The sequence below is a fragment of the Pseudomonas sp. AC355 genome (assembly GCF_979258205.1).
The window spans coordinates 632,428-651,333 of record NZ_OZ409843.1; the positions used below are offsets into that span (position 1 = coordinate 632,428).

An 18,906-nucleotide genomic window follows, 5' to 3' on the forward strand; every position below is an offset into this window, starting at 1 on the left:
AGGCGCTGCTGACGCCATTCACCTGTCTGCCACGCCAATGGGCGTGGCATCGAAGAGGTTCCCATGCGCACCGAGCAATCGAAGACCATCTACCTGAAGGACTATCAGGCGCCGGATTACCTGATTGACGAAACTCACCTGACCTTCGAACTGTTCGAGGATCACACCCTGGTGCACGCCCAGTTGGTGATGCGCCGCAACCCGGCGCTTTCGGCTGATCTGCCCGTGCTGACCCTCGATGGTCAGCAGCTGGAGTTGCTCGAGTTGAAGCTCGATGACCGTGAGCTTAGCGCCACCGACTACACGCTCACCGACAGCCACCTGAGCCTGCAGCCGACCCAGGCCAGCTTCGTTGTCGACAGCAGCGTGCGTATCCACCCGGAAAGCAACACCGCGCTGGAAGGGCTGTACAAGTCCAGCGGCATGTTCTGCACCCAGTGCGAGGCCGAAGGCTTCCGCAAGATTACCTACTACCTCGACCGCCCGGACGTGATGAGCAGCTTCACCACCACGGTGAGCGGCGACAAGCAGAAGTACCCGATCCTGCTGTCCAACGGCAACCCGGTCGCCAGTGGCCAGGAAGACGACGGTCGGCACTGGGCGACCTGGGAAGACCCGTTCAAGAAGCCGGCCTACCTGTTCGCTCTGGTCGCCGGTGATCTCTGGTGCGTGGAAGACAAGTTCACCACCATGAGCAGCCGCGAAGTGACGCTGCGCATCTATGTCGAACCGGAAAACATCGACAAGGTGCAGCACGCCATGGACAGCCTGAAGAAGTCCATGAAGTGGGACGAAGAGGTCTACGGGCGCGAGTACGATCTGGACATCTTCATGATCGTCGCGGTCAACGACTTCAACATGGGCGCCATGGAGAACAAGGGCCTCAACATCTTCAACTCCAGCGCCGTGCTGGCCCGCGCCGAGACGGCCACCGATGCCGCGCACCAGCGCGTCGAGGCGATCGTCGCCCACGAGTACTTCCATAACTGGTCGGGTAACCGGGTAACCTGCCGTGACTGGTTCCAGCTGTCGCTCAAGGAAGGCTTCACGGTGTTCCGTGATGCAGCGTTCTCGGCCGACATGAACTCGGCGACGGTCAAGCGCATCCAGGATGTTGCTTACCTGCGTACCCATCAGTTCGCCGAAGATGCAGGCCCCATGGCCCATCCGGTGCGCCCGGATGCGTACATGGAAATCTCCAACTTCTACACCCTGACCATCTACGAAAAGGGTTCCGAAGTGCTGCGCATGATCCACACCCTGCTGGGCGAAGAAGCCTTCCGCAAGGGATCGGATCTGTACTTCGAGCGCCACGATGGTCAGGCCGTGACCTGCGACGACTTCGTCAAGGCCATGGAAGACGCCAGTGGCATCGACCTGACCCAGTTCAAGCGCTGGTACACCCAGTCGGGCACGCCGCGCCTGGCCGTCGGCGAGCGTTACGACGCTGCTGCCAAGACCTACACGCTGACATTCACCCAGAGCTGCCCGGCTACGCCAGGGCAGAGCGAGGGCGACAAGTTGCCCTTCGTGATCCCGGTCGAGTTGGGGCTGCTCGACGCCCAGGGCGACGACCTGCCACTGCGCCTGCAGGGCGAGGCCGCTGTCGCTGCTGGTAGCCGCGTGCTGTCTGTGACCGAGGCGCAGCAGACGTTCACCTTCATCGATATCGCTGAGAAGCCCTTGCCTTCGCTGCTGCGTGGCTTCAGTGCGCCGGTCAAACTGAGTTTCCCCTACGACCGCGATCAACTGATGTTCCTGATGCAGCACGACAGCGATGGTTTCAATCGCTGGGAAGCGGGTCAGCAGCTCAGCGTTCAGGTGTTGCAGGAGCTGATCGGCCAACACCAGCGTGGCGAGAAGTTGGTGCTCGATCAGCGACTGGTCAGCGCATTGCGCACCCTGTTGCAGGATGACTCGCTGGATCAGGCCATGGTCGCCGAGATGCTTTCGCTGCCGGGTGAGGCCTACCTCACCGAGATCAGCGACGTGGCCGATGTCGACGCCATCCACGGCGCCCGCGAATTCGCCCGCCAGCAGTTGGCCGAGGCCTTGTTCGAGCCGCTGTGGCAGCGTTATCAGGCCAACCGCGAGGTGTCGCGTACTACGCCCTACGTGGCCGAAGCCGAGCACTTCGCTCGTCGCGCCCTACAGAACATCGCGCTGTCGTACCTGATGCTGACGGGCAAGCCCGAGGTTCTGGCGGCGACGCTGGAGCAGTACGAGGCGTGCGACAACATGACCGAGCGCCTGACCGCCCTGGCGGTTCTGGTCGGATCAAAGTTCGAAGCCGAGCGTGCGAAGACCTTGGAAGCCTTCGCCGAGCACTTCAAGGACAACGCCCTGGTCATGGATCAGTGGTTCAGCGTCCAGGCGGCCAGCACCTTGCCCGGCGGCCTTGCACGTGTTCAGGCGTTGATGGAGCACCCGGCATTCACCCTGAAGAACCCGAACAAGGTACGGGCATTGATCGGTGCATTTGCCGGCCAGAACCTGGTGAACTTCCATGCCGCCGATGGCAGCGGTTATCGCTTCCTCGCCGACCAGGTGATCGTGCTCAACGCCCTCAATCCGCAGATCGCCTCGCGCCTGCTGGCACCGCTTACCCGCTGGCGCAAGTACGGCAGCGAGCGCCAGGCGCTGATGAAGGCGGAGCTGGAGCGGATTCTCGCCTCCGGTGAGCTGTCGGCGGATGTCTATGAGGTGGTGAGCAAGAGCCTGGCCTGAGCAGTCGGGATGGGCGACCTCTTCCGGTAGGAATGTCGCCCTAGAGGCGAAGCGTTAGTGGCTTGCACGCGACATCTGCGTTGTCCGTGCGATTCGCCCGCAAGCAGGCTCCTACAAAGGCGGGTTGCCGCAGCAGAGTTGGGGTCTGGCTCAGTTGTGTAGGAGCCCGCTTGCGCGCGATGCAATGGTGGCCTGACTGCGACTGCACCAATCGCCGCGGTGCTGGCATTCATTCGATTGCCGGCTATCCAATCTGGATGCAGATCCTCTGCAACCATTAGAAACTCTCTGAAGGTCTGAAAAGTTCGTTCTAGAGCGGTTTGACTTGATTTAACGCGCATCATCGGGCCGAATGTTACCGTTCGTTCCCGCAGTAACGTTTTTCGTTACCTGGCGGAATCAAAAGTTACCTTCTTATAAGTCGACACACTTAATATTCGACGCTAGCGATTGACTAGCACGTGTGGCTGTGTGCGCTTCGCACCGCTTTCTGGGGAGGAGGCGGTTGAAAAGGCAGTAATCGAGAACTATTGGTCAGTGGACGATCAGTCATAAAAAGACGGTGCGGGGCTGCTCTGGAAAAGCGGTTTCGGCTAATACGATCGTTTGAATTGGCACCAAGGTTGCACTGCATAAGGCAGTGATGCCAGCCAGTTCAGCGCAATGACAGGACACCCAACAAGGTGTCCGCCAGGCCCACCGAAAATCGGGCCGGATAGAACAACGACTGTCTGTCAGCGGAGTAGAGATTCAATGCGTATCAAGTCCTTTGAGCCGGCCTTGCGCCTGGTTCCGGCGAAGGCGGGTTATGCCCTGGCCAGTGTGTTGCCACTGCTGGTCGCAGTACCCGTAAAAGCGGTGGAGTTCAGCTTCGCCGATAACGAGATCAGTGGCTCGCTCGACACCACCCTGTCTTATGGGCAGCTGTGGCGTGTGCAGGGGCAGAGCAGAAGCAACGACGACGTCAACGTCAACGACGGCAATCGCAATTTCGATACCGGACTGGTTTCCGAGGTGTTCAAGATCACCTCCGATCTGGAAGTGAATTACCAGAACTACGGCGTCTTCGTGCGCGGCACAGCGTTCTATGACACCCAGATCATGGATAAGCGCAACGACTTCAACAGCGGCAACAGGCCCGCTCAGCCGAGCCAGAACTTCCCGGATGACGACAGCTTCACCCGGGACACTCGGCACAAGGCCGGACGCGATGCGCAGATCCTCGATGCCTACGTGTATGGCAACTGGGATGTTGCCGAGCGTCCGGTCAGCGCGCGTCTGGGCCGGCAGGTGTTCAACTGGGGTGAGGGAGTGTTCTATCGCGGTGGCGTGAACACCAGCAACCCGGTGGACGGCGCACGTTTCCGACTGCCCGGTTCGGAAATCAAGGAAGTGCTGATCCCTGTCGAGGCGGTCAGTTTCAATATCGGCCTGACCGACAATCTGTCGATGGAGACTTTCTATCAGTTCAACTGGAAGGAAACCGCCATCGACCCGGTAGGCAGCTACTTCTCCGAGACCGACCTGTTCGCCGAGGGCGGCAACACGGCTTACACTCGTCAACCTGCATTGATTCCGCTGGCTGGGTTGTACAGCGGCCTTGGCGCTACGGGTGGTCTACAGGGTGGCCGTAACGTGGACGCCAATGGCTATATCAAGGTGGCCTCCATCGGCAAGGACATCAACGCCAAGAACGACGGTCAGTTCGGCGTAGCTTTTCGCTATATCGCCGAGCAATTGAACTCGACCGAATTCGGCTTCTACTTCGTTAACTATCACTCGAAAGAACCTGTTGTCGCGGCGGATCTGGGCGACTACGCAGGTCTGGATTTGGCGACTATCGCAGGTACATGTGCCGCATTAGGGCCTGCCTGTCCAAACCCGGCTCTTGCCGCAGGTGGCTTGGCCACTATTGATGTCGCCAACCAAGTTAACGCCCGCCGCGAGTACGTCGAAGATATCCGCATGTACGGCTTCAGCTTCAATACGACCCTGGGCAATGCCTCTCTGTTCGGTGAGCTGTCCTATCGGCCGAACCTGCCGATCGGTGTCGCCGCCACCAACGACCTGCTCGGCGATCTGCTGCGTCAGGCACCGCAAGTGGTGCAAGGCCAGCAGGTGAATATCGGTGGCAGCGCTCTGCAGCTCGGCGAGCAGATCCACAACTACGAGCGCGTCGAGGCCTACAACGCTTCGCTGGGCACCATTTACAACTTCGGTCCGTCGCTGGGGTTCGATTCCCTGACCGGTGTGGCCGAACTGGCTTCCGAGCACCTGCGCGGCAGCGACCTGAAGTACACCGCCTACGATGGCTCGACCCGCTATTACGCCGGGCGTGGTGATTCCTCCTACGCTTTCGGTTATGGCCGCAGTTATCAGGTCAACAAGAACGCTTATGGTTACACCCTGGTGCTGTCCGGCACCTGGAACGACGTCGTGGCCGGGGTCAACCTGTCGCCCTTCGTCGTCTACAAGGATGACTTCGAGGGTAACTCCTACCAGACCGGCAATTTCATTGAGGGCCGCAAGGCTTACACCCTAGGTATGAAGGCCAGCTACATGAACAGCCTGGAAGCCGAGCTGCAGTACACCGAGTTTTCCGGTGGTGGTAACAATAACGCCGTGCGCGACCGCGACAATATCGGCGTCAACGTCAAATACTCCTTCTGATCACGGAGATACAGGATGCTGAACATCAAAGGCGTCGCAGTCGCGCTGGTGCTGCTGGCCGGTAACGCCCAGGCGGCTGTTTCGCCTCAGGATGCGGCCAAGCTGGGCACCAGCCTGATGCCACTTGGCGGCGAGAAGGCCAGCAACGCAGCAGGCACAATTCCGGCCTGGACAGGCGGGATCACCCAGGCGCCGGCTGGTTATAAGGGCTCGGGCAAGCACCATGTCGATCCTTTCGCGGACGACAAACCGCTGTTCACCATCACCAAGGCCAACCTGCAGCAGTACCGGGACAACCTCACGCCCGGGCAGATCGCGCTGTTCGAGGCCTACCCGGATACCTACCAGATGCCGGTGTACGCCAGCCGTCGCTCCGGCTCGGCGCCGCAGTGGGTCTACGACAACACGGCGAAGAACGCGCTCAGCGCCAAGCTGCTCGATGGCGGCAACGGTTTCGCGGACGCTTTCGGTGGCATCCCGTTCCCGATCCCGCAAAACGGTGTCGAGGCGCTGTGGAACCACATCGCCCGTTATCGCGGCACCTACATCGTACGGCGCGCCTCGGAAGTGGCGGTGCAGCGCAATGGCTCCTACTCGCTGGTCACTTCGCAGCAGGAGGCGATGTTCAAGTTCTACGACCCGCAGGGCAGTTACGCCAACCTGAACAATATCCTGTTCTACTACCTGTCCTTCACCCGCAGTCCGGCGCGTCTGGCCGGTGGTGCGGTGCTGGTTCACGAGACCCTCGATCAGGTCAAGGAGGCGCGCCAGGCTTGGGGTTACAACGCCGGTCAGCGCCGCGTTCGGCGGGCACCGAACCTCGCGTATGACACACCGATCTCCGCAGCCGATGGCCTGCGCACCGCCGATGATACGGACATGTTCAATGGCGCCCCGGATCGTTACGACTGGAAGCTGCTCGGCAAGCGGGAAATCTACATCCCTTACAACAACTACAAGGTCACCAGCCCGCAGGTCAAATACAAGGATCTGCTGCAGGTCGGTCACCTCAATCCGGCTTTCACTCGCAGTGAGTTGCACCGGGTGTGGGTTGTGGAGGGCACGCTCAAACCCGGCGCCCGGCATATCTACTCCAAGCGCACACTGTATCTCGACGAGGACAGCTGGCAGGCCGCGGTGGTCGATCAGTACGATGGCCGCGGTGAATTGTGGCGCGTGTCTCTGGCGTACCTGAAGAACTACTACGAGCTGCCGACTACCTGGTCTGCGCTGGATGTGTTCCACGATCTGCAGGCGCGTCGTTACCACGTGCAGAATCTGGATAACGAAGAAGCCAACACCATCGACTTCAGCCAGCCGGTTGCCAATGATGGTTACTTCACGCCGGCTGAGTTGCGCCGCCGAGGAACTCGCTGAGTCGATGGCGTGATCGATTGCGCGGCTGTCATTCGCGCGGTCGATAACGCGGGCTTTTTCTTACAAAACAGTGGATTTTGGATCCGCAAAGGCCGCTAGCATGAGCGTCGTTTTACAGGCGCTGGCAATAACAAGAAGAAGGGGGAGTTTTGTATGAGTGAGCCCATATTGCGGCGCACCAGGGGCGGGAAAACCTTGCAGCCCGTGCTGCAGGCGCTGTCGCTGTGCGCGCTGCTGGTGGCCGCCGCGCCGCTCGTGCAGGCGCAAGCCGCTGGCGAGGCGGCGACCTATTCGGTGCCGTCTGCGAAGGCCGTTTCCAGCCTCCTGCTCGATATCGCCCATGCCGGTAAACGCCTGGTCGCGGTCGGCGAACGCGGCCACATCCTCTATTCCGATAACGACGGTGCGAACTGGGAGCAGGCCAAGGTGCCCACCCGGCAGATGCTCACCGCGGTGTTCTTCGTCGACGACAAGCACGGCTGGGCGGTCGGTCACGATGCCCTGGTACTGGCTACCACCGATGGCGGGGCCACCTGGAGCAAGCAGTTCGAGGATCTGCAGCGCGAGGCGCCATTGCTCGACGTCTGGTTCAAGGATCTGCAGCACGGCTTCGCCATCGGCGCCTACGGTGCGCTGTTGCAAACCACCGATGCTGGCACCACCTGGGAAGATGTCAGCGACCGTCTCGACAACGAAGACGCCTATCACCTCAACGCTATCACCGAGGTGAAGGACACCGGCCTGTTCATCGTTGGCGAAATGGGCAGCCTGTTTCGCTCCGTCGATGGCGGAGAAACCTGGGAGACTCTGGAAGGGCCATACCAGGGCTCGCTGTTCGGCGTGCTGGCCACCGGCGAGCCACAGGGCCTGCTGGTCTATGGCCTGCGCGGGCATCTGTTCCACTCTGCCGACGGCGGCGACAGCTGGCAGCAGATTGCGCTCACGACTGCCAGCGGCGGCATCCTGGAGTTCGGCCTGGCCAACGCTAGCTTGCTCGACGACGGCAGTATCGTGGTGGTCGGGCATGGCGGCAGCGTGCTCAAGAGTACCGATCATGGAAATAGCTTCAGCGTATTCAATCGCCCGGATCGGGTGTCGCTGGCAGGTGTGACCGCGGGTGCCGATGGCAAACTGATTCTGGTGGGGCAGGGCGGCGTACGCCTGGCCTCGTCGACCGGTGCCAATCCAGGCCAACAATAACAAGCTGGGGTAGTGTTCGATGAGTAACCATCACCAAGATAAGGCCAGCCTGCTTGAGCGCCTGATCTTCAACAACCGGCCGGCAGTGATCCTGATCTGCCTGCTGGTCAGCGTGTTTCTGTTCTTCCAGGCGACTCAGGTCAGGCCGTCGACCAGCTTCGAGAAGATGATTCCGCTGAGCCATCCGTTCATTCAGAACATGATGGAGCACCGCAACGACCTGGCCAACCTGGGCAATACCGTGCGTATTTCCGTGGAGGCCAAGGATGGCGACATCTTCAGCAAGAATTACATGGAGACGCTGCGGCTGATCAACGACGAAGTGTTCTACATCCCAGGCGTCGACCGCTCCGGGCTGAAGTCGCTGTGGAGCCCCAGCGTGCGCTGGACCGAGGTCACCGAAGAAGGTTTCGCCGGTGGTGAGGTGATTCCGCAGACCTACGACGGCAGCCCACAGAGCCTCGAGGAACTGCGCAGCAACGTACTCAAGTCCGGGCAGATCGGTCGCCTGGTTGCTAACAACTTCAAGTCCAGCATCATCGATGTGCCGCTGCTCGAGTCCTACCCGGATCCCGAGGATCAGGGCCGGCAGATCAAACTCGATTATCAGGCCTTCTCCCACCAGCTGGAAGAGAAGATCCGCAGCAAGTATCAGGCGCAGAATCCGGACGTGCAGGTGCACATCATTGGTTTCGCCAAGAAGGTCGGTGATCTGATTGATGGCCTGGTCATGGTGGCGCTGTTCTTTGGCGTGGCACTGCTGATCACCTTCGTGCTGCTGTACTGGTTCACCTGGTGCATACGCAGCACCATTGCCGTGCTGATCACCACCTTGGTAGCGGTCGGCTGGCAACTGGGACTGATGCATACCGTCGGCTTCGGGCTCGATCCGTATTCCATGCTGGTGCCGTTCCTGATCTTTGCCATCGGCATATCCCACGGTGTGCAGAAGATCAATGGCATCGCCTTGCAATCCGGTGGTTGCGAAGACGCGCTGACGGCGGCGCGGTTGACCTTCCGGCAACTGTTCCTTCCCGGGATGATCGCCATCCTCGCTGACGCCGTTGGCTTCATTACCCTGCTGCTCATCGATATCGGCGTAATCCGTGAACTGGCCATCGGCGCGTCCATCGGTGTCGCGGTCATCGTCTTCACCAACCTGATCCTGCTGCCGGTGGCGATCTCCTATATCGGCATCAGTAAGAAAGCCGTGGAGCGCAGCAAGCGTGACGCGGTGAGTGAGCATCCGTTCTGGCGTCTGCTGTCCAACTTCGCCAGTTCCAGGGTCGCGCCGATTTCCGTCGCGCTGGCCTTGTTCGCCGGCATCGGTGGCTTCTGGTACCAGCAGCAGAACCTGCAGATCGGCGATCTCGATCAGGGCGCGCCCGAGCTGCGTCCGGATTCGCGCTACAACCTCGACAACGATTTCGTGATCCGCAACTACTCGACCAGCTCCGATGTGCTGGTGGTGATGGTCAAGACCGCGCCGGAAGGCTGTTCGACCTACGAAGCCCTGGCGGCCATGGACGAGCTGATGTGGACGATGGACAACACGCCTGGCGTGCAGTCGTCGATCTCCATGGTCAGCGTGTCGCGGCAACTGATCAAGGGCATGAACGAGGGCAACCTGAAATGGGAAACCCTGTCGCGTAACCAGGACGTGCTCAACAACTCCATCGCCCGTGCCGACGGCCTGTACAACGCCGACTGCTCGGTGGCACCGGTGCTGGTGTTCCTCGAGGATCACAAGGCCGAGACACTGAAGCGCACTGTGGCGGCGGTCGAAGGTTTCGTCGCCGAGCATGAGTCAGAGAATGTGCATTTCCTGCTGGCCGCCGGTAACGCGGGTATCGAAGCCGCAACCAACGAGGTGATTGGGACTTCGGAACTGCTGATCCTAGTGCTGGTGTACCTGTGCGTGGGCATCATGTGCATGATCACCTTCCGCTCCTTCGCCGCGACCGTGTGTATCGTGCTGCCACTGATCCTCACCTCGATCCTCGGCAACGCCCTGATGGCGTTCCTCGGCATCGGTGTGAAAGTCGCGACTCTGCCGGTAATCGCTCTGGGTGTGGGCATTGGCGTGGACTATGGCATCTACATCTACAGCCGCCTGGAAACGTTCCTGCGAGCTGGCTTGCCGTTGCAGGAAGCCTATTACCAGACCCTGCGCTCCACCGGTAAGGCGGTGCTGTTCACCGGTCTGTGCCTGGCCATCGGCGTGGCGACCTGGATGTTCTCGGCGATCAAGTTCCAGGCCGATATGGGCCTGATGTTGACCTTCATGTTCATCGTCAACATGTTCGGCGCCCTGTGGCTGCTGCCGGCTCTGGCGCACTTCCTGATCAAGCCGGAGAAGCTGGCCGGCAAGAAAGGTGGTTCGCTGCTGGCTCATTGAAGCCGATTGCGACTTGAAGAAACCGCGGCCTGGCCGCGGTTTTTTTTGCCCTGTGACTCCTGGCTATCACCCTTTGGGGCATGCGTGTTTTCTTCAATACACCTGGGTGGCTACCGGGTAATTTGCCTCACTCAAGATCAGTGGTGGGGGCGTGCGTGATGAGTCTGTTTTTGTCCATGGCGGCCTTTGCGCTGGCCGCCTCGATTTCTCCCGGGCCGGTCAATCTGGTTTCGCTGAGTACCGGTGCGCGGTATGGCTTGCGGGTTGCGCTGCGACATGTCGCCGGCGCAACGCTGGGCTTCACCTTGCTGCTGGTACTGATCGGCATGGGGCTGCACGAACTGTTGTCACTATTACCCTGGCTGACCGCCGCGATTAAGTGGGCGGGCGTGGCATTTCTGCTGTACCTGGCGTGGCGATTGGCGGCCGACGATGGTTCGCTGCAGGCGGGCGAGGGCGCGCCGGTCGCTTCGTTCATGCACGGCGCGCTCATGCAGTGGCTCAACCCCAAGGCCTGGCTGGCGGCGATCGCCGGCATGGGTGCCTTCGTTGCCGATGGTGAGGTGTTGCTGGTCTGGCAGTTCGCCGCGATCTACTGCGTGGTGTGTTACCTGTCGCTGGCCTGCTGGGCGTATGCCGGAACCTGCCTGCAGCCCTATCTGCAGGAGCCGCGCAGAGTACGGGTGTTCAATCGAGTTCTGGCTGGGCTGCTGGTCGCTAGTGCGGGGTATCTGTTGCTGGCATGAGCCGATTAAAGCGCGGGATAAACGATAACCCGCGGTTGAGCGCAGCGATACCCGGGGCAGCCTTACGAGTGGTTCCTGGGTATCGCTGCGCTCAACGCCAGGCTACGGCGTCGGGCCAGGGGCGTTATCGCTAGCCGCGGTACTGGCCGGGGGTGGCGGCGAGGAATTGTTTGAAGGTGCGCTGGAAATGCGCCTGGTCGGCGAAGCCGGCCTCCAGGGCGACTTCGGCCAGTGGCGCACCGCTCTTCAGGCGGGAGTGGGCGAACTGAATACGGCGGTTGAGCAGGTAGGCGTGAGGCGTCATGCCGTAACGTTGCTTGAAGCCGCGAATCAGTTGCGACGGTGATAGTTGTGCAGCCTCGCACAGGGTGTCGAGCCTGAGCGTTTCGCCGCAGTGGCGGTGGATCAGGCGGGCGGCGTGTTCCAGGCGCGGGTTGATGCTCTCGTCGCTGTCGCCTTCCAGCGCCAGGCGTTGCAGGGCGAGGCTGAAGAAAGCCGTTGCCTGAGCGGCCTTGCCGTTCGGGCCAAGGGCTGGATCGAGCAGGCTTTCACGTAATTGCAGCAGGCCCTGATACAGCTCGGCATCGTCACTGGCGATGCAGGCGAAGCGCTGGAAGACTGGCGTATCGGTCAGCCCCTGTGCCTGCTGCAGGCGACCCAACCACTGTGGGTCGACATACAGCATCAGGTACGACCAGGGTTGCCCGTCGATGGGGTTGCAGGCGTGCACGTCGCCCGGATTCATCAACACCACGGTGCCTTGGCTGACGTGGTGATCCACCTCGCGATTGCTGTAGGTGCTCTGCCCATGGGTGATCGCACCGATGGAGAATATCTCGTGGCTGTGCCGGCCATAGCAGACCTGACGGCCATCCTCGATCGAACGCAGTTCGACGAAGGGCAGGTCGGCGTCACGCCAGAAGCTGGGAAGCGCGGACACCGGCTGCTCGATCATCGGTCTCTCCTGTTCAGCGCGGATAAAGCGGCGGCAACTGGGTGGTTTCCTGGCCGTTTTCCTGGGCTTTTTCGGCCGCCGGCAGCTCGCCGATGGCCTGCCACAACTGGGCGCCTTGCCAATGCTGGCCACTTTCGCTGTAAAGCGCGCCGTTGAGGCCATCGAGGGCCTCGGACAACGGCGCGAACCGGGCTGCCATATCGGCCAGGGTTTCCGGTTGCTGACGTGCCCAGGCGTCGAGGGCCTGGCGGGTCGCCTGGCTGTCGTTGGCCAGGCAGGCGCGCTTGAGGTCGTCGAGCAGGGTGCGGGGGCTCGGACCGCTCTGTGCGGCACGTTGGATGGCTGGCTGGCGACGCGCGTGCCACCACAGGCCGAAGCCGAGCAGGGTGGTCAGGGCGAACAGCACGCTACTGAGTTGCCATGGCCACAGCAGTACGTCTTCGACCGGCGTGCTGCGCGGGCGTGGTTCCACCGGCTGCTCCACGCTCATGGCCGGATCGGCTGCCACTTCCAGGCTACGCCCGGGTAGGGTCGTGCGCTCCAGGCGATCCTCATGGGTGTTCCACCACACCACCTCGACTGCCGGCAGCTCCAGCGTACCCGCCTTGCTGGCCACCAGGGCCTCACGCTCCTCACGGCTGCCGATCAGGCCGCGTTCGTTGCTTTCATTGTTCAGCTGCGGCTGGTCCGGATAGCGGCGCAGGCCATCCACGGTGGTCGCTGGCAGCGGCGGCAACTGAGCGCTGGATAGCCCATCGGCCTTGAGCATCAGGCTGCGGGTCAGCGAGTCGCCGACCTTGACCTGGCCGGGCTCCGGGCTCCAGGCCTCGGCCAGGCTCAGGGCGCGGGCCGGCAGCCATGGCACGTCAGCGGGGTAATCGGCAGGCTTGGCCTTGACCGTCAGCGGGATTTCCGGGGATTTGACCCGCGTGACCTTGCCGGGGCGCGGCCCGAATGGCAGGTAGTCGTTCTTGTTGGAGCGGTCGACCAGGGTGGCGCTGAACACCTGGCCGGGAATCGTCAGCTGACCGCTCTTCTGCGGGAAGATCGCATAGCGCAGCTCGATCACGCCATGGCGAACTCCACCGATATCCTGTTCATAGGTGCGTGGTTCGCCCAAGGATTCGACGCGGGCATCGGCAATTTCCAGCGGTGTCAGGCTGCTGTCGTCATACAGCGACACGGAGTGGTAGATGCGCAGGGTCAGCACGCTCTGCGCCTGCACGTAGACGCTCTCGTGATCCAGGCTGGCATCGATGAACACCGGTGCCATCTGCTCATCTGCGCTCTTGGTGGCCGATTCCAGCACGTGCAGGCTGATCGGCTGGCTTTGCGAGTTGCCCAGACGCAGCGGAGGCACCACCACGTAGCCGCTATGGCGCGGCCGCAGGGTGACGATCCAGCGGGTGGTGGCGCGGGCTTCGCCGTTCAGGGTGGTGAGACGATTGACCTGGCGGGTGCCGAGCACTTCGAACAGCTCGTTGAGCGGCGCCAGATCCGGCTTGCCGAACTGGGTGGAGTCCGTGGACTCCAGGGTCAGGTCGACGCTTTCGCCCAGGTTCAGCCGGCTGCGGTCGACGCTGGCGATAAAGTCCTGCGCGCTGGCCTGAAACGCCAATAGGCAGAGGAGCAGGGTGCAGAGCAGGCGGGTCATCGTGGCTGTTCCTGACGCTGTTGCTGTTCGTACCAGAATTTGCGGCGCAGCAATTCGCCCGGGTCATCGGGAATCTGCCGCAGCCATTGTTCCAGAGCCTGGCGGCGCTCGCCATCGAGAGGGGCATCGTCTTCCGAGCTGCCCGTGTCGGGTTGTGGCGATGACGGCGTTTCCGCGTTCTCACCTGTTTCGGAGGGCTGGCCCGGCGAGGTTTTCGGCTCGCTCGGTGGCTGTTGCTCCTGCGGCGTACCGGGCTGGCCCTGGCTGGCCTCACGCTCGTCCGGGGTGGGAGCCGCAGATTGACCGGGTTGCTGTTGTTCGTTGCTTTCGTCGCGCTCTTGTTCGTCTGGCTGATCTTTCTGCTCGGTTTGCTGCTGTTCACGCTGGCGCAGCAGTTCTTCCACCAGTGCTTTGTTCTTTTGCGCCTGCAGCAACTGCGGGTCGATTTCCAGCGCGCGTTCGTAGGCGTCTACGGCGGCTTCCAGCTCGTTGCTGCGGGCCAGGGCGTTGCCGCGGTTGTACAGCGACACCGCGCTGTCGCTCCGGGCGAACTGCTCGGCAGCGGCGGCGTAGTCGCCGGCTTCATAAAGCGCCAGGCCGCGCCACTGCGGATCATCGAAACGCTCTGCGGCCTCCTTGGGGCGCTGCGCTTCGAGCAGGCGCTGGCCCTGCTGATCGGCACGCAGCCAGAGATCGTCGAAGCTGAACGCCATGCCCGTCTGCGGGGTGCCCAGCAACAGCAGCGGAAGGCACAGCAGCCAGCCGCAGCGCCCGGCGCAGGCCGCCAGCAACAACAGCGGCAGCAACAGCCAGTAGCCCTGATCGGCCCAGCTACGCAGTTGCGTCTTGTGGCCGTTGTCGCGCAACTGCTGCGGGCCATCGAGCAGGCCTAGAGTACGCAGGTCGCGCTCGTCGAGGCTGATAGCGCGGTATTGGCCGCCGAGGTCGCGAGCGAACCGGCTCAAACCGGCCGTGTCCAGGCGCGGCATGAGGATGGCGCCCTGATCGTCCTTCATGAAGGTGCCGTCTTCCTGGACGATCGGTGCGCCCTCGCTGCTGCCGACACCGAGAATGCGCAGACGCTCACCCCGGTTGCCGAGCAGCTTGCCGATGGCGCTGCGCTCGCTGTCATCGAGGCTGCTGGTGATCAGCAGCAGGCGGCCCTGGCCTTGAGCGCCGTCCTTGAGCAGTTGCAGAGCCCTGGCTACGGCGAGGTCGGCGCGTTTGCCCGGTTCCGGCATGATCGATGGCTTAAGCGCTTCGAGGAGGTTGCGGCTGGTGCCCAGGTCGTCCGACAGCGGCACCACGGTGTGGGCGCTGCCGGCGTACACGACGATGGCGGTCTGTGCGTCACCGCGGGCCTGCAGCAGATCGAGCAGTTTGCGGCGTGCCTGGGCCAGGCGGTTGGGTGAGGCGTCGCTGGCCAGCATCTGCGGGGTCAGCTCGAGCATCACCACCAGCGGATCGGCCGGCTTCATGTCGTTCTGTTCCACCCGCTGCCAACTGGGGCCGAGCAGCGCCAAGATGGCCAGCAGCCAGGCCAGACCGAGGGCGATCCACGGCAGGCGACTGCTGCGACCGCGGCCGCCGCGTAGCAGCACGGCATGGAAGGCGGGCGGTAACAGCGTCTGCCAGCGGCCGCTGCGTTTTTCCCGGTGCGTGAGCAGCCACAGCAGCCAGGCCATCAAAGGCAGCAGCAATAGCCACCAAGGGCGCAAGATATGGGGCCACAGCCCGGTGAATTCGATCATGGTGCCTTGCGCCTCAGTCGCTGCATGAGGGTGAGGCGCTGCTGACGTAATTGTGGCCACAGGCTACGGGCCACCAGGGCCAGGCTGAGCAGCACGGCCGTTGCCAGGGGCCATGAATAGAGTGCCAGGGCAGGGCGCGCCAGGGTCGGTTGCTGGGCCACCGGCTCGAGACGGTCGAGGGTGGCTTCGATGGCCTGCAACTCGCTCTGATCGCGGGCGCGGAAGTATTCGCCGCCGGTGAGCTCGGCAATCGCGCGCAGGGTCGGCTCGTCCAGATCCAGGCTCGGGTTGAAACCGAACGCCGCGAAGTTGCCACCTTGCTGCGGGTCGGCGCCGATGCCGATGGGATAGATGGTCACGCCTTCTTCGGCAGCGAGGCGGGCGGCGGTCATCGGCTCGATTTCGCCGCCGTTGTTGGCGCCATCGGTGATCAGCACCAGCACGCGGCTGTGCGCCGGCCGCTGACGCAGACGTTTGACCGCCAGGCCGATGGCGTCGCCGATGGCGGTGTTCTTGCCGGCGATGCCGATCACCGCTTCGTCGAGCCAGGTGCGCACGGTCTGCCGGTCGAAAGTCAGCGGAGCCTGCAGGTAGGCCTGGCTGCCGAACAGGATCAGCCCGAGTCGATCGCCGGTGCGACCTTCGATGAAATCGCCCATCAGGTGCTTGACCAGCACCAGGCGGCTGACTTCCTCGTCCTCCCAGCGCATGTCGGCGTAATCCATCGAGCCGGATACGTCTACGGCGATCAGCAGATCACGCCCGCTGGCCGGCAGTGGCAGGGGGTCGCCGACCCATTCGGGGCGGGCCGCGGCGCAGAGCAGCAGGAGCCAGAGCAGGGCGAAATGCACCTGTTTCTTCCAGGGCGGCAACTGCAGGCGAGCACGTCGACCGGAGAGGTTCTCCAGCTCACCGAGGAAACTCACCTGCAACGCCGCTTCGCCGCTGTCGGCCGGCGGCAGCCACATACGCAGCAGCCAGGGCAGCGGCGCGAGCAGAAAGATCCACGGCCAGGCGAACTCAAACATGTTTGCGGATCCAGATGCCAACGGCCTGACTGAGACCCTCGATGGCCTTGTCGTCCAGCGTGCACTGTGGTTTGTAGGCGCCTTCGACCAGGATCATCCAGCGGGTCAGACCGGCGGCCGGGCAGCGGTTGTCGAGAAACGCCAGCCAGGCGCGGCTGCTCAGGGTATGGCTGTGGCTGTCCGGGTAACGTTCGCGGCACAGGCGCTTAAGCAAGCCGTTGATCTGTTGCAGCCAGGGCCCGGCAGGGGCGCCGTCGTAGGGTTTGCTGAGGCGTTGCAGTTCCTGCAGGGCGGCCTCGCGCAGTGGGTCGAGGGGCTGCTCGGCGGCCTGCTTGCGCTTTGGTTTGGGCAGCCGCTTGAGCAGCCGCCAGGTGGCCCATGCCAGCAGCGGCAATAGCAACGCGAGCAGCCACCAGCCAGGTGCGGGCGGCCACCAGCCAACAGCGGCCGGGGCGATCAGCGGTTGCAATTGATCCAGCGGGTTCATGCCGATTTACCGGGGCGCAGGTTGTTCAGGTGTTCACGCAACTGATCGACCAGTTCATGACCGGTGGACAGTGACAGCAAGGGCACGCCGAGCTTCTGCGCCAGGCGCAACCAGCGTGCCTGGCGGGCCTGTGCCTGGGCGGCGTAGCTGTGCTGCAGGTTGGCGTCCTCGGTGTCCACTTCCAACTGAGCGTCCCCATCGGCGAAGCGCAGCAGGCCGGATGCTGGCAGGGCATGATCGAGGGGGTCGGAGACTGGTAGCAGCAGCAGGTCGGTGTGCCTGGCGAGCAGGATCAGCTGTTGCTCGCTGCTGTCGCTCAGCGTGCGTTCATCGCAGAGGATCACTACCAGGCTGCCGGGGCGCAGCACTTCGCGGGCCCGGCGCAGGGCCTGACCGAAGCTGTCCCGATACACCGCTGCATCACCATCCAGCGCCTGGTTGGCACGGGCCAGGCGGCTGAGCAGTTGCAGCAGGCTCTGCTTGCTGCGTCGCGGTTTGATTTCGTGATGCTCCTGGCCGCCGAATACCAACCCGCCGATGCGGTCGTTATGGCCCAGTGCGGCCCAGCCGATCAGGCCGGCGGCACGGGCGGCGAGCACCGATTTGAACATCAGGCCGGAGCCGAAGAACAGCTGGCGGCTCTGTTCTACAAGAATGTAGATCGGTCGCTCGCGCTCTTCGTGGAACAGCTTGGTATGCGGCTCCTGGGTACGTGCGGTCACGCGCCAGTCGATGGTGCGCACGTCGTCGCCGGGTTGGTAGACCCGCACCTGATCGAAGTCCACACCGCGTCCGCGCAGCTTGGAGTGATGCAGACCAATCAGTGGGCTGCGCCTGCCAGGAGAGGAGAACAGCTGCACCTCACGCACGCTGTGACGCATGTCTATCAGTTGCTTGAGATCGGTACGGATGCCCGCCTGCAGCTCAGGGTTATCCGCCGGCGATTGCATCAGGCTACTGCAACCACATCGAGGATGCGCTGGATCACGCGATCCTGATCGATACCCGAGGCTTCTGCTTCGAACGACAGGATGATGCGGTGGCGCAGCACATCGAACAGCACCGCCTGGATGTCTTCAGGGCTGACGAAGTCGCGACCTGCCAACCAGGCATGAGCGCGGGCGCAGCGATCCAGGGCGATCGAGCCGCGCGGGCTGGAACCGTGGGCGATCCACTCGGCCAGCTCGGCGTCGAACTTGCCCGGGGTGCGCGAGGCCATCACCAGCTGCACCAGGTATTCCTCCACCGCATCGGCCATGTACAGGCCGAGAATTTCCTTACGCGCAGCGAAGATCGCCTGCTGGCTCAGGCGGTGATCCGGTTTGGTTTCACCGTGCAGCGCTTCGCCGCGAGCCTGAGCGAGAATCTTGCGTTCCACGCTGGCATCGGGGAAGCCGATCTTCACGTGCATCAGGAAACGGTCGAGTTGCGCCTCTGGCAGCGGATAGGTGCCTTCCTGCTCGATCGGGTTCTGGGTGGCCATGACCAGAAACAGTGGCGACAGATCGTAGGTGCTGCGGCCTACCGATACTTGCCGCTCGGCCATCGCCTCAAGCAGTGCCGATTGCACCTTGGCGGGCGCGCGGTTGATCTCGTCGGCGAGCACCAGGTTATGGAAGATCGGCCCCTGCTGGAACACGAAACTGCCGGTTTCCGGGCGATAGATCTCGGTGCCGGTGATGTCGGCGGGTAGCAAATCCGGGGTGAACTGAATGCGGTGGAACTCGGCTTCGATACCTTCGGCCAGCTCCTTGATCGCTTTGGTCTTGGCCAGGCCCGGAGCGCCCTCGACCAGCATGTGGCCGTCGGCGAGCAGGGCGATCAGCAGGCGATCGATGAGTTTTTCCTGACCGAGGATCTGGCTGGCCAGGAAGTGGCGAAGGGAGAGCAGCGCGTCTCTGTGTTCCATAGGT

At 62.7% G+C, this 18,906-nt stretch carries 13 protein-coding genes; 6 read left to right on the forward strand and 7 right to left on the reverse strand.

The window, feature by feature from the left end; all coding sequences use genetic code 11:
- Positions 1–63: 63 nt before the first annotated feature.
- The 6 genes from pepN (at position 64) to ACZ0AI_RS03080 (ending at position 11,118) form a co-directional block, all read left to right on the forward strand.
- Complete coding sequence (gene pepN, locus ACZ0AI_RS03055; RefSeq protein ID WP_463564511.1) at positions 64–2,727, forward strand: aminopeptidase N; 2,664 nt, start codon at positions 64–66, stop codon at positions 2,725–2,727.
- A gap of 753 nt (positions 2,728–3,480) precedes the next feature.
- The gene (locus ACZ0AI_RS03060) at positions 3,481–5,397 is read left to right on the forward strand and encodes a DUF1302 domain-containing protein (RefSeq protein ID WP_463564512.1); all 1,917 of its coding nucleotides are present in this window, start codon (positions 3,481–3,483) and stop codon (positions 5,395–5,397) included.
- 15 nt (positions 5,398–5,412) lie between these two features.
- Positions 5,413–6,774, forward strand: a complete 1,362-nt coding sequence (locus tag ACZ0AI_RS03065) for a DUF1329 domain-containing protein (RefSeq protein ID WP_463564513.1) — start codon at positions 5,413–5,415, stop codon at positions 6,772–6,774.
- Between the two features lie 153 nt (positions 6,775–6,927).
- Entirely contained in the window at positions 6,928–7,974 is a 1,047-nt protein-coding gene (locus ACZ0AI_RS03070) for a WD40/YVTN/BNR-like repeat-containing protein (protein WP_463564514.1), read from the forward strand.
- 19 nt (positions 7,975–7,993) lie between these two features.
- Positions 7,994–10,372 carry an efflux RND transporter permease subunit gene (locus ACZ0AI_RS03075; protein WP_463564515.1) on the forward strand — a complete coding sequence of 793 codons (2,379 nt, stop codon included), beginning with the start codon at positions 7,994–7,996 and terminating at the stop codon, positions 10,370–10,372.
- A gap of 158 nt (positions 10,373–10,530) precedes the next feature.
- On the forward strand, positions 10,531–11,118 hold the full coding sequence (locus ACZ0AI_RS03080) for a LysE family translocator (protein ID WP_463564516.1): 588 nt from the start codon (positions 10,531–10,533) through the stop codon (positions 11,116–11,118).
- Between the two features lie 130 nt (positions 11,119–11,248).
- On the opposite strand, the gene ACZ0AI_RS03085 is transcribed toward ACZ0AI_RS03080, so the two are convergent.
- The 7 genes from ACZ0AI_RS03085 to ACZ0AI_RS03115 are packed head-to-tail and all read right to left on the reverse strand — an operon-like array spanning position 11,249 to position 18,902.
- The gene (locus ACZ0AI_RS03085; protein ID WP_463564517.1) at positions 11,249–12,073 is read right to left on the reverse strand and encodes a helix-turn-helix domain-containing protein; all 825 of its coding nucleotides are present in this window, start codon (positions 12,071–12,073) and stop codon (positions 11,249–11,251) included.
- A gap of 13 nt (positions 12,074–12,086) precedes the next feature.
- Positions 12,087–13,727, reverse strand: a complete 1,641-nt coding sequence (locus ACZ0AI_RS03090) for a BatD family protein (protein WP_463564518.1) — start codon at positions 13,725–13,727, stop codon at positions 12,087–12,089.
- On the reverse strand, positions 13,724–15,478 hold the full coding sequence (locus ACZ0AI_RS03095; RefSeq protein WP_463564519.1) for a VWA domain-containing protein: 1,755 nt from the start codon (positions 15,476–15,478) through the stop codon (positions 13,724–13,726). Before ACZ0AI_RS03095 ends, ACZ0AI_RS03090 begins: the two co-directional genes overlap by 4 nt.
- Positions 15,475–16,506 (reverse strand): vWA domain-containing protein, encoded by a 1,032-nt coding sequence (locus tag ACZ0AI_RS03100; protein WP_463564520.1) that lies wholly within the window; start codon positions 16,504–16,506, stop codon positions 15,475–15,477. Before ACZ0AI_RS03100 ends, ACZ0AI_RS03095 begins: the two co-directional genes overlap by 4 nt.
- The gene (locus ACZ0AI_RS03105; RefSeq protein WP_463564521.1) at positions 16,499–16,993 is read right to left on the reverse strand and encodes a DUF4381 domain-containing protein; all 495 of its coding nucleotides are present in this window, start codon (positions 16,991–16,993) and stop codon (positions 16,499–16,501) included. The genes ACZ0AI_RS03100 and ACZ0AI_RS03105 overlap by 8 nt, the downstream gene beginning before the upstream one ends.
- Positions 16,990–17,943, reverse strand: coding sequence for a DUF58 domain-containing protein (locus ACZ0AI_RS03110; protein ID WP_463564522.1), 954 nt, complete (start codon positions 17,941–17,943; stop codon positions 16,990–16,992). The genes ACZ0AI_RS03105 and ACZ0AI_RS03110 overlap by 4 nt, the downstream gene beginning before the upstream one ends.
- Positions 17,943–18,902: an AAA family ATPase gene (locus tag ACZ0AI_RS03115; protein ID WP_463564523.1), complete on the reverse strand. Its 960-nt coding sequence runs from the start codon at positions 18,900–18,902 to the stop codon at positions 17,943–17,945. The genes ACZ0AI_RS03110 and ACZ0AI_RS03115 overlap by 1 nt, the downstream gene beginning before the upstream one ends.
- Positions 18,903–18,906 lie beyond the last annotated feature (4 nt).

Bases quoted from the DNA above. Each gene is read 5' to 3' on its own strand.
- ACZ0AI_RS03085 (WP_463564517.1), bottom strand. From the start codon at position 12,073: ATGATCGAGCAGCCGGTGTCCGCGCTTCCCAGCTTCTGGCGTGACGCC.
- ACZ0AI_RS03065 (WP_463564513.1), top strand. From the start codon at position 5,413: ATGCTGAACATCAAAGGCGTCGCAGTCGCGCTGGTGCTGCTGGCCGGT.
- ACZ0AI_RS03075 (WP_463564515.1), top strand. From the start codon at position 7,994: ATGAGTAACCATCACCAAGATAAGGCCAGCCTGCTTGAGCGCCTGATC.
- ACZ0AI_RS03110 (WP_463564522.1), bottom strand. From the start codon at position 17,943: ATGCAATCGCCGGCGGATAACCCTGAGCTGCAGGCGGGCATCCGTACC.
- pepN (WP_463564511.1), top strand. From the start codon at position 64: ATGCGCACCGAGCAATCGAAGACCATCTACCTGAAGGACTATCAGGCG.
- ACZ0AI_RS03090 (WP_463564518.1), bottom strand. From the start codon at position 13,727: ATGACCCGCCTGCTCTGCACCCTGCTCCTCTGCCTATTGGCGTTTCAG.
- ACZ0AI_RS03070 (WP_463564514.1), top strand. From the start codon at position 6,928: ATGAGTGAGCCCATATTGCGGCGCACCAGGGGCGGGAAAACCTTGCAG.
- ACZ0AI_RS03115 (WP_463564523.1), bottom strand. From the start codon at position 18,902: ATGGAACACAGAGACGCGCTGCTCTCCCTTCGCCACTTCCTGGCCAGC.
- ACZ0AI_RS03095 (WP_463564519.1), bottom strand. From the start codon at position 15,478: ATGATCGAATTCACCGGGCTGTGGCCCCATATCTTGCGCCCTTGGTGG.
- ACZ0AI_RS03080 (WP_463564516.1), top strand. From the start codon at position 10,531: ATGAGTCTGTTTTTGTCCATGGCGGCCTTTGCGCTGGCCGCCTCGATT.
- ACZ0AI_RS03105 (WP_463564521.1), bottom strand. From the start codon at position 16,993: ATGAACCCGCTGGATCAATTGCAACCGCTGATCGCCCCGGCCGCTGTT.
- ACZ0AI_RS03060 (WP_463564512.1), top strand. From the start codon at position 3,481: ATGCGTATCAAGTCCTTTGAGCCGGCCTTGCGCCTGGTTCCGGCGAAG.
- ACZ0AI_RS03100 (WP_463564520.1), bottom strand. From the start codon at position 16,506: ATGTTTGAGTTCGCCTGGCCGTGGATCTTTCTGCTCGCGCCGCTGCCC.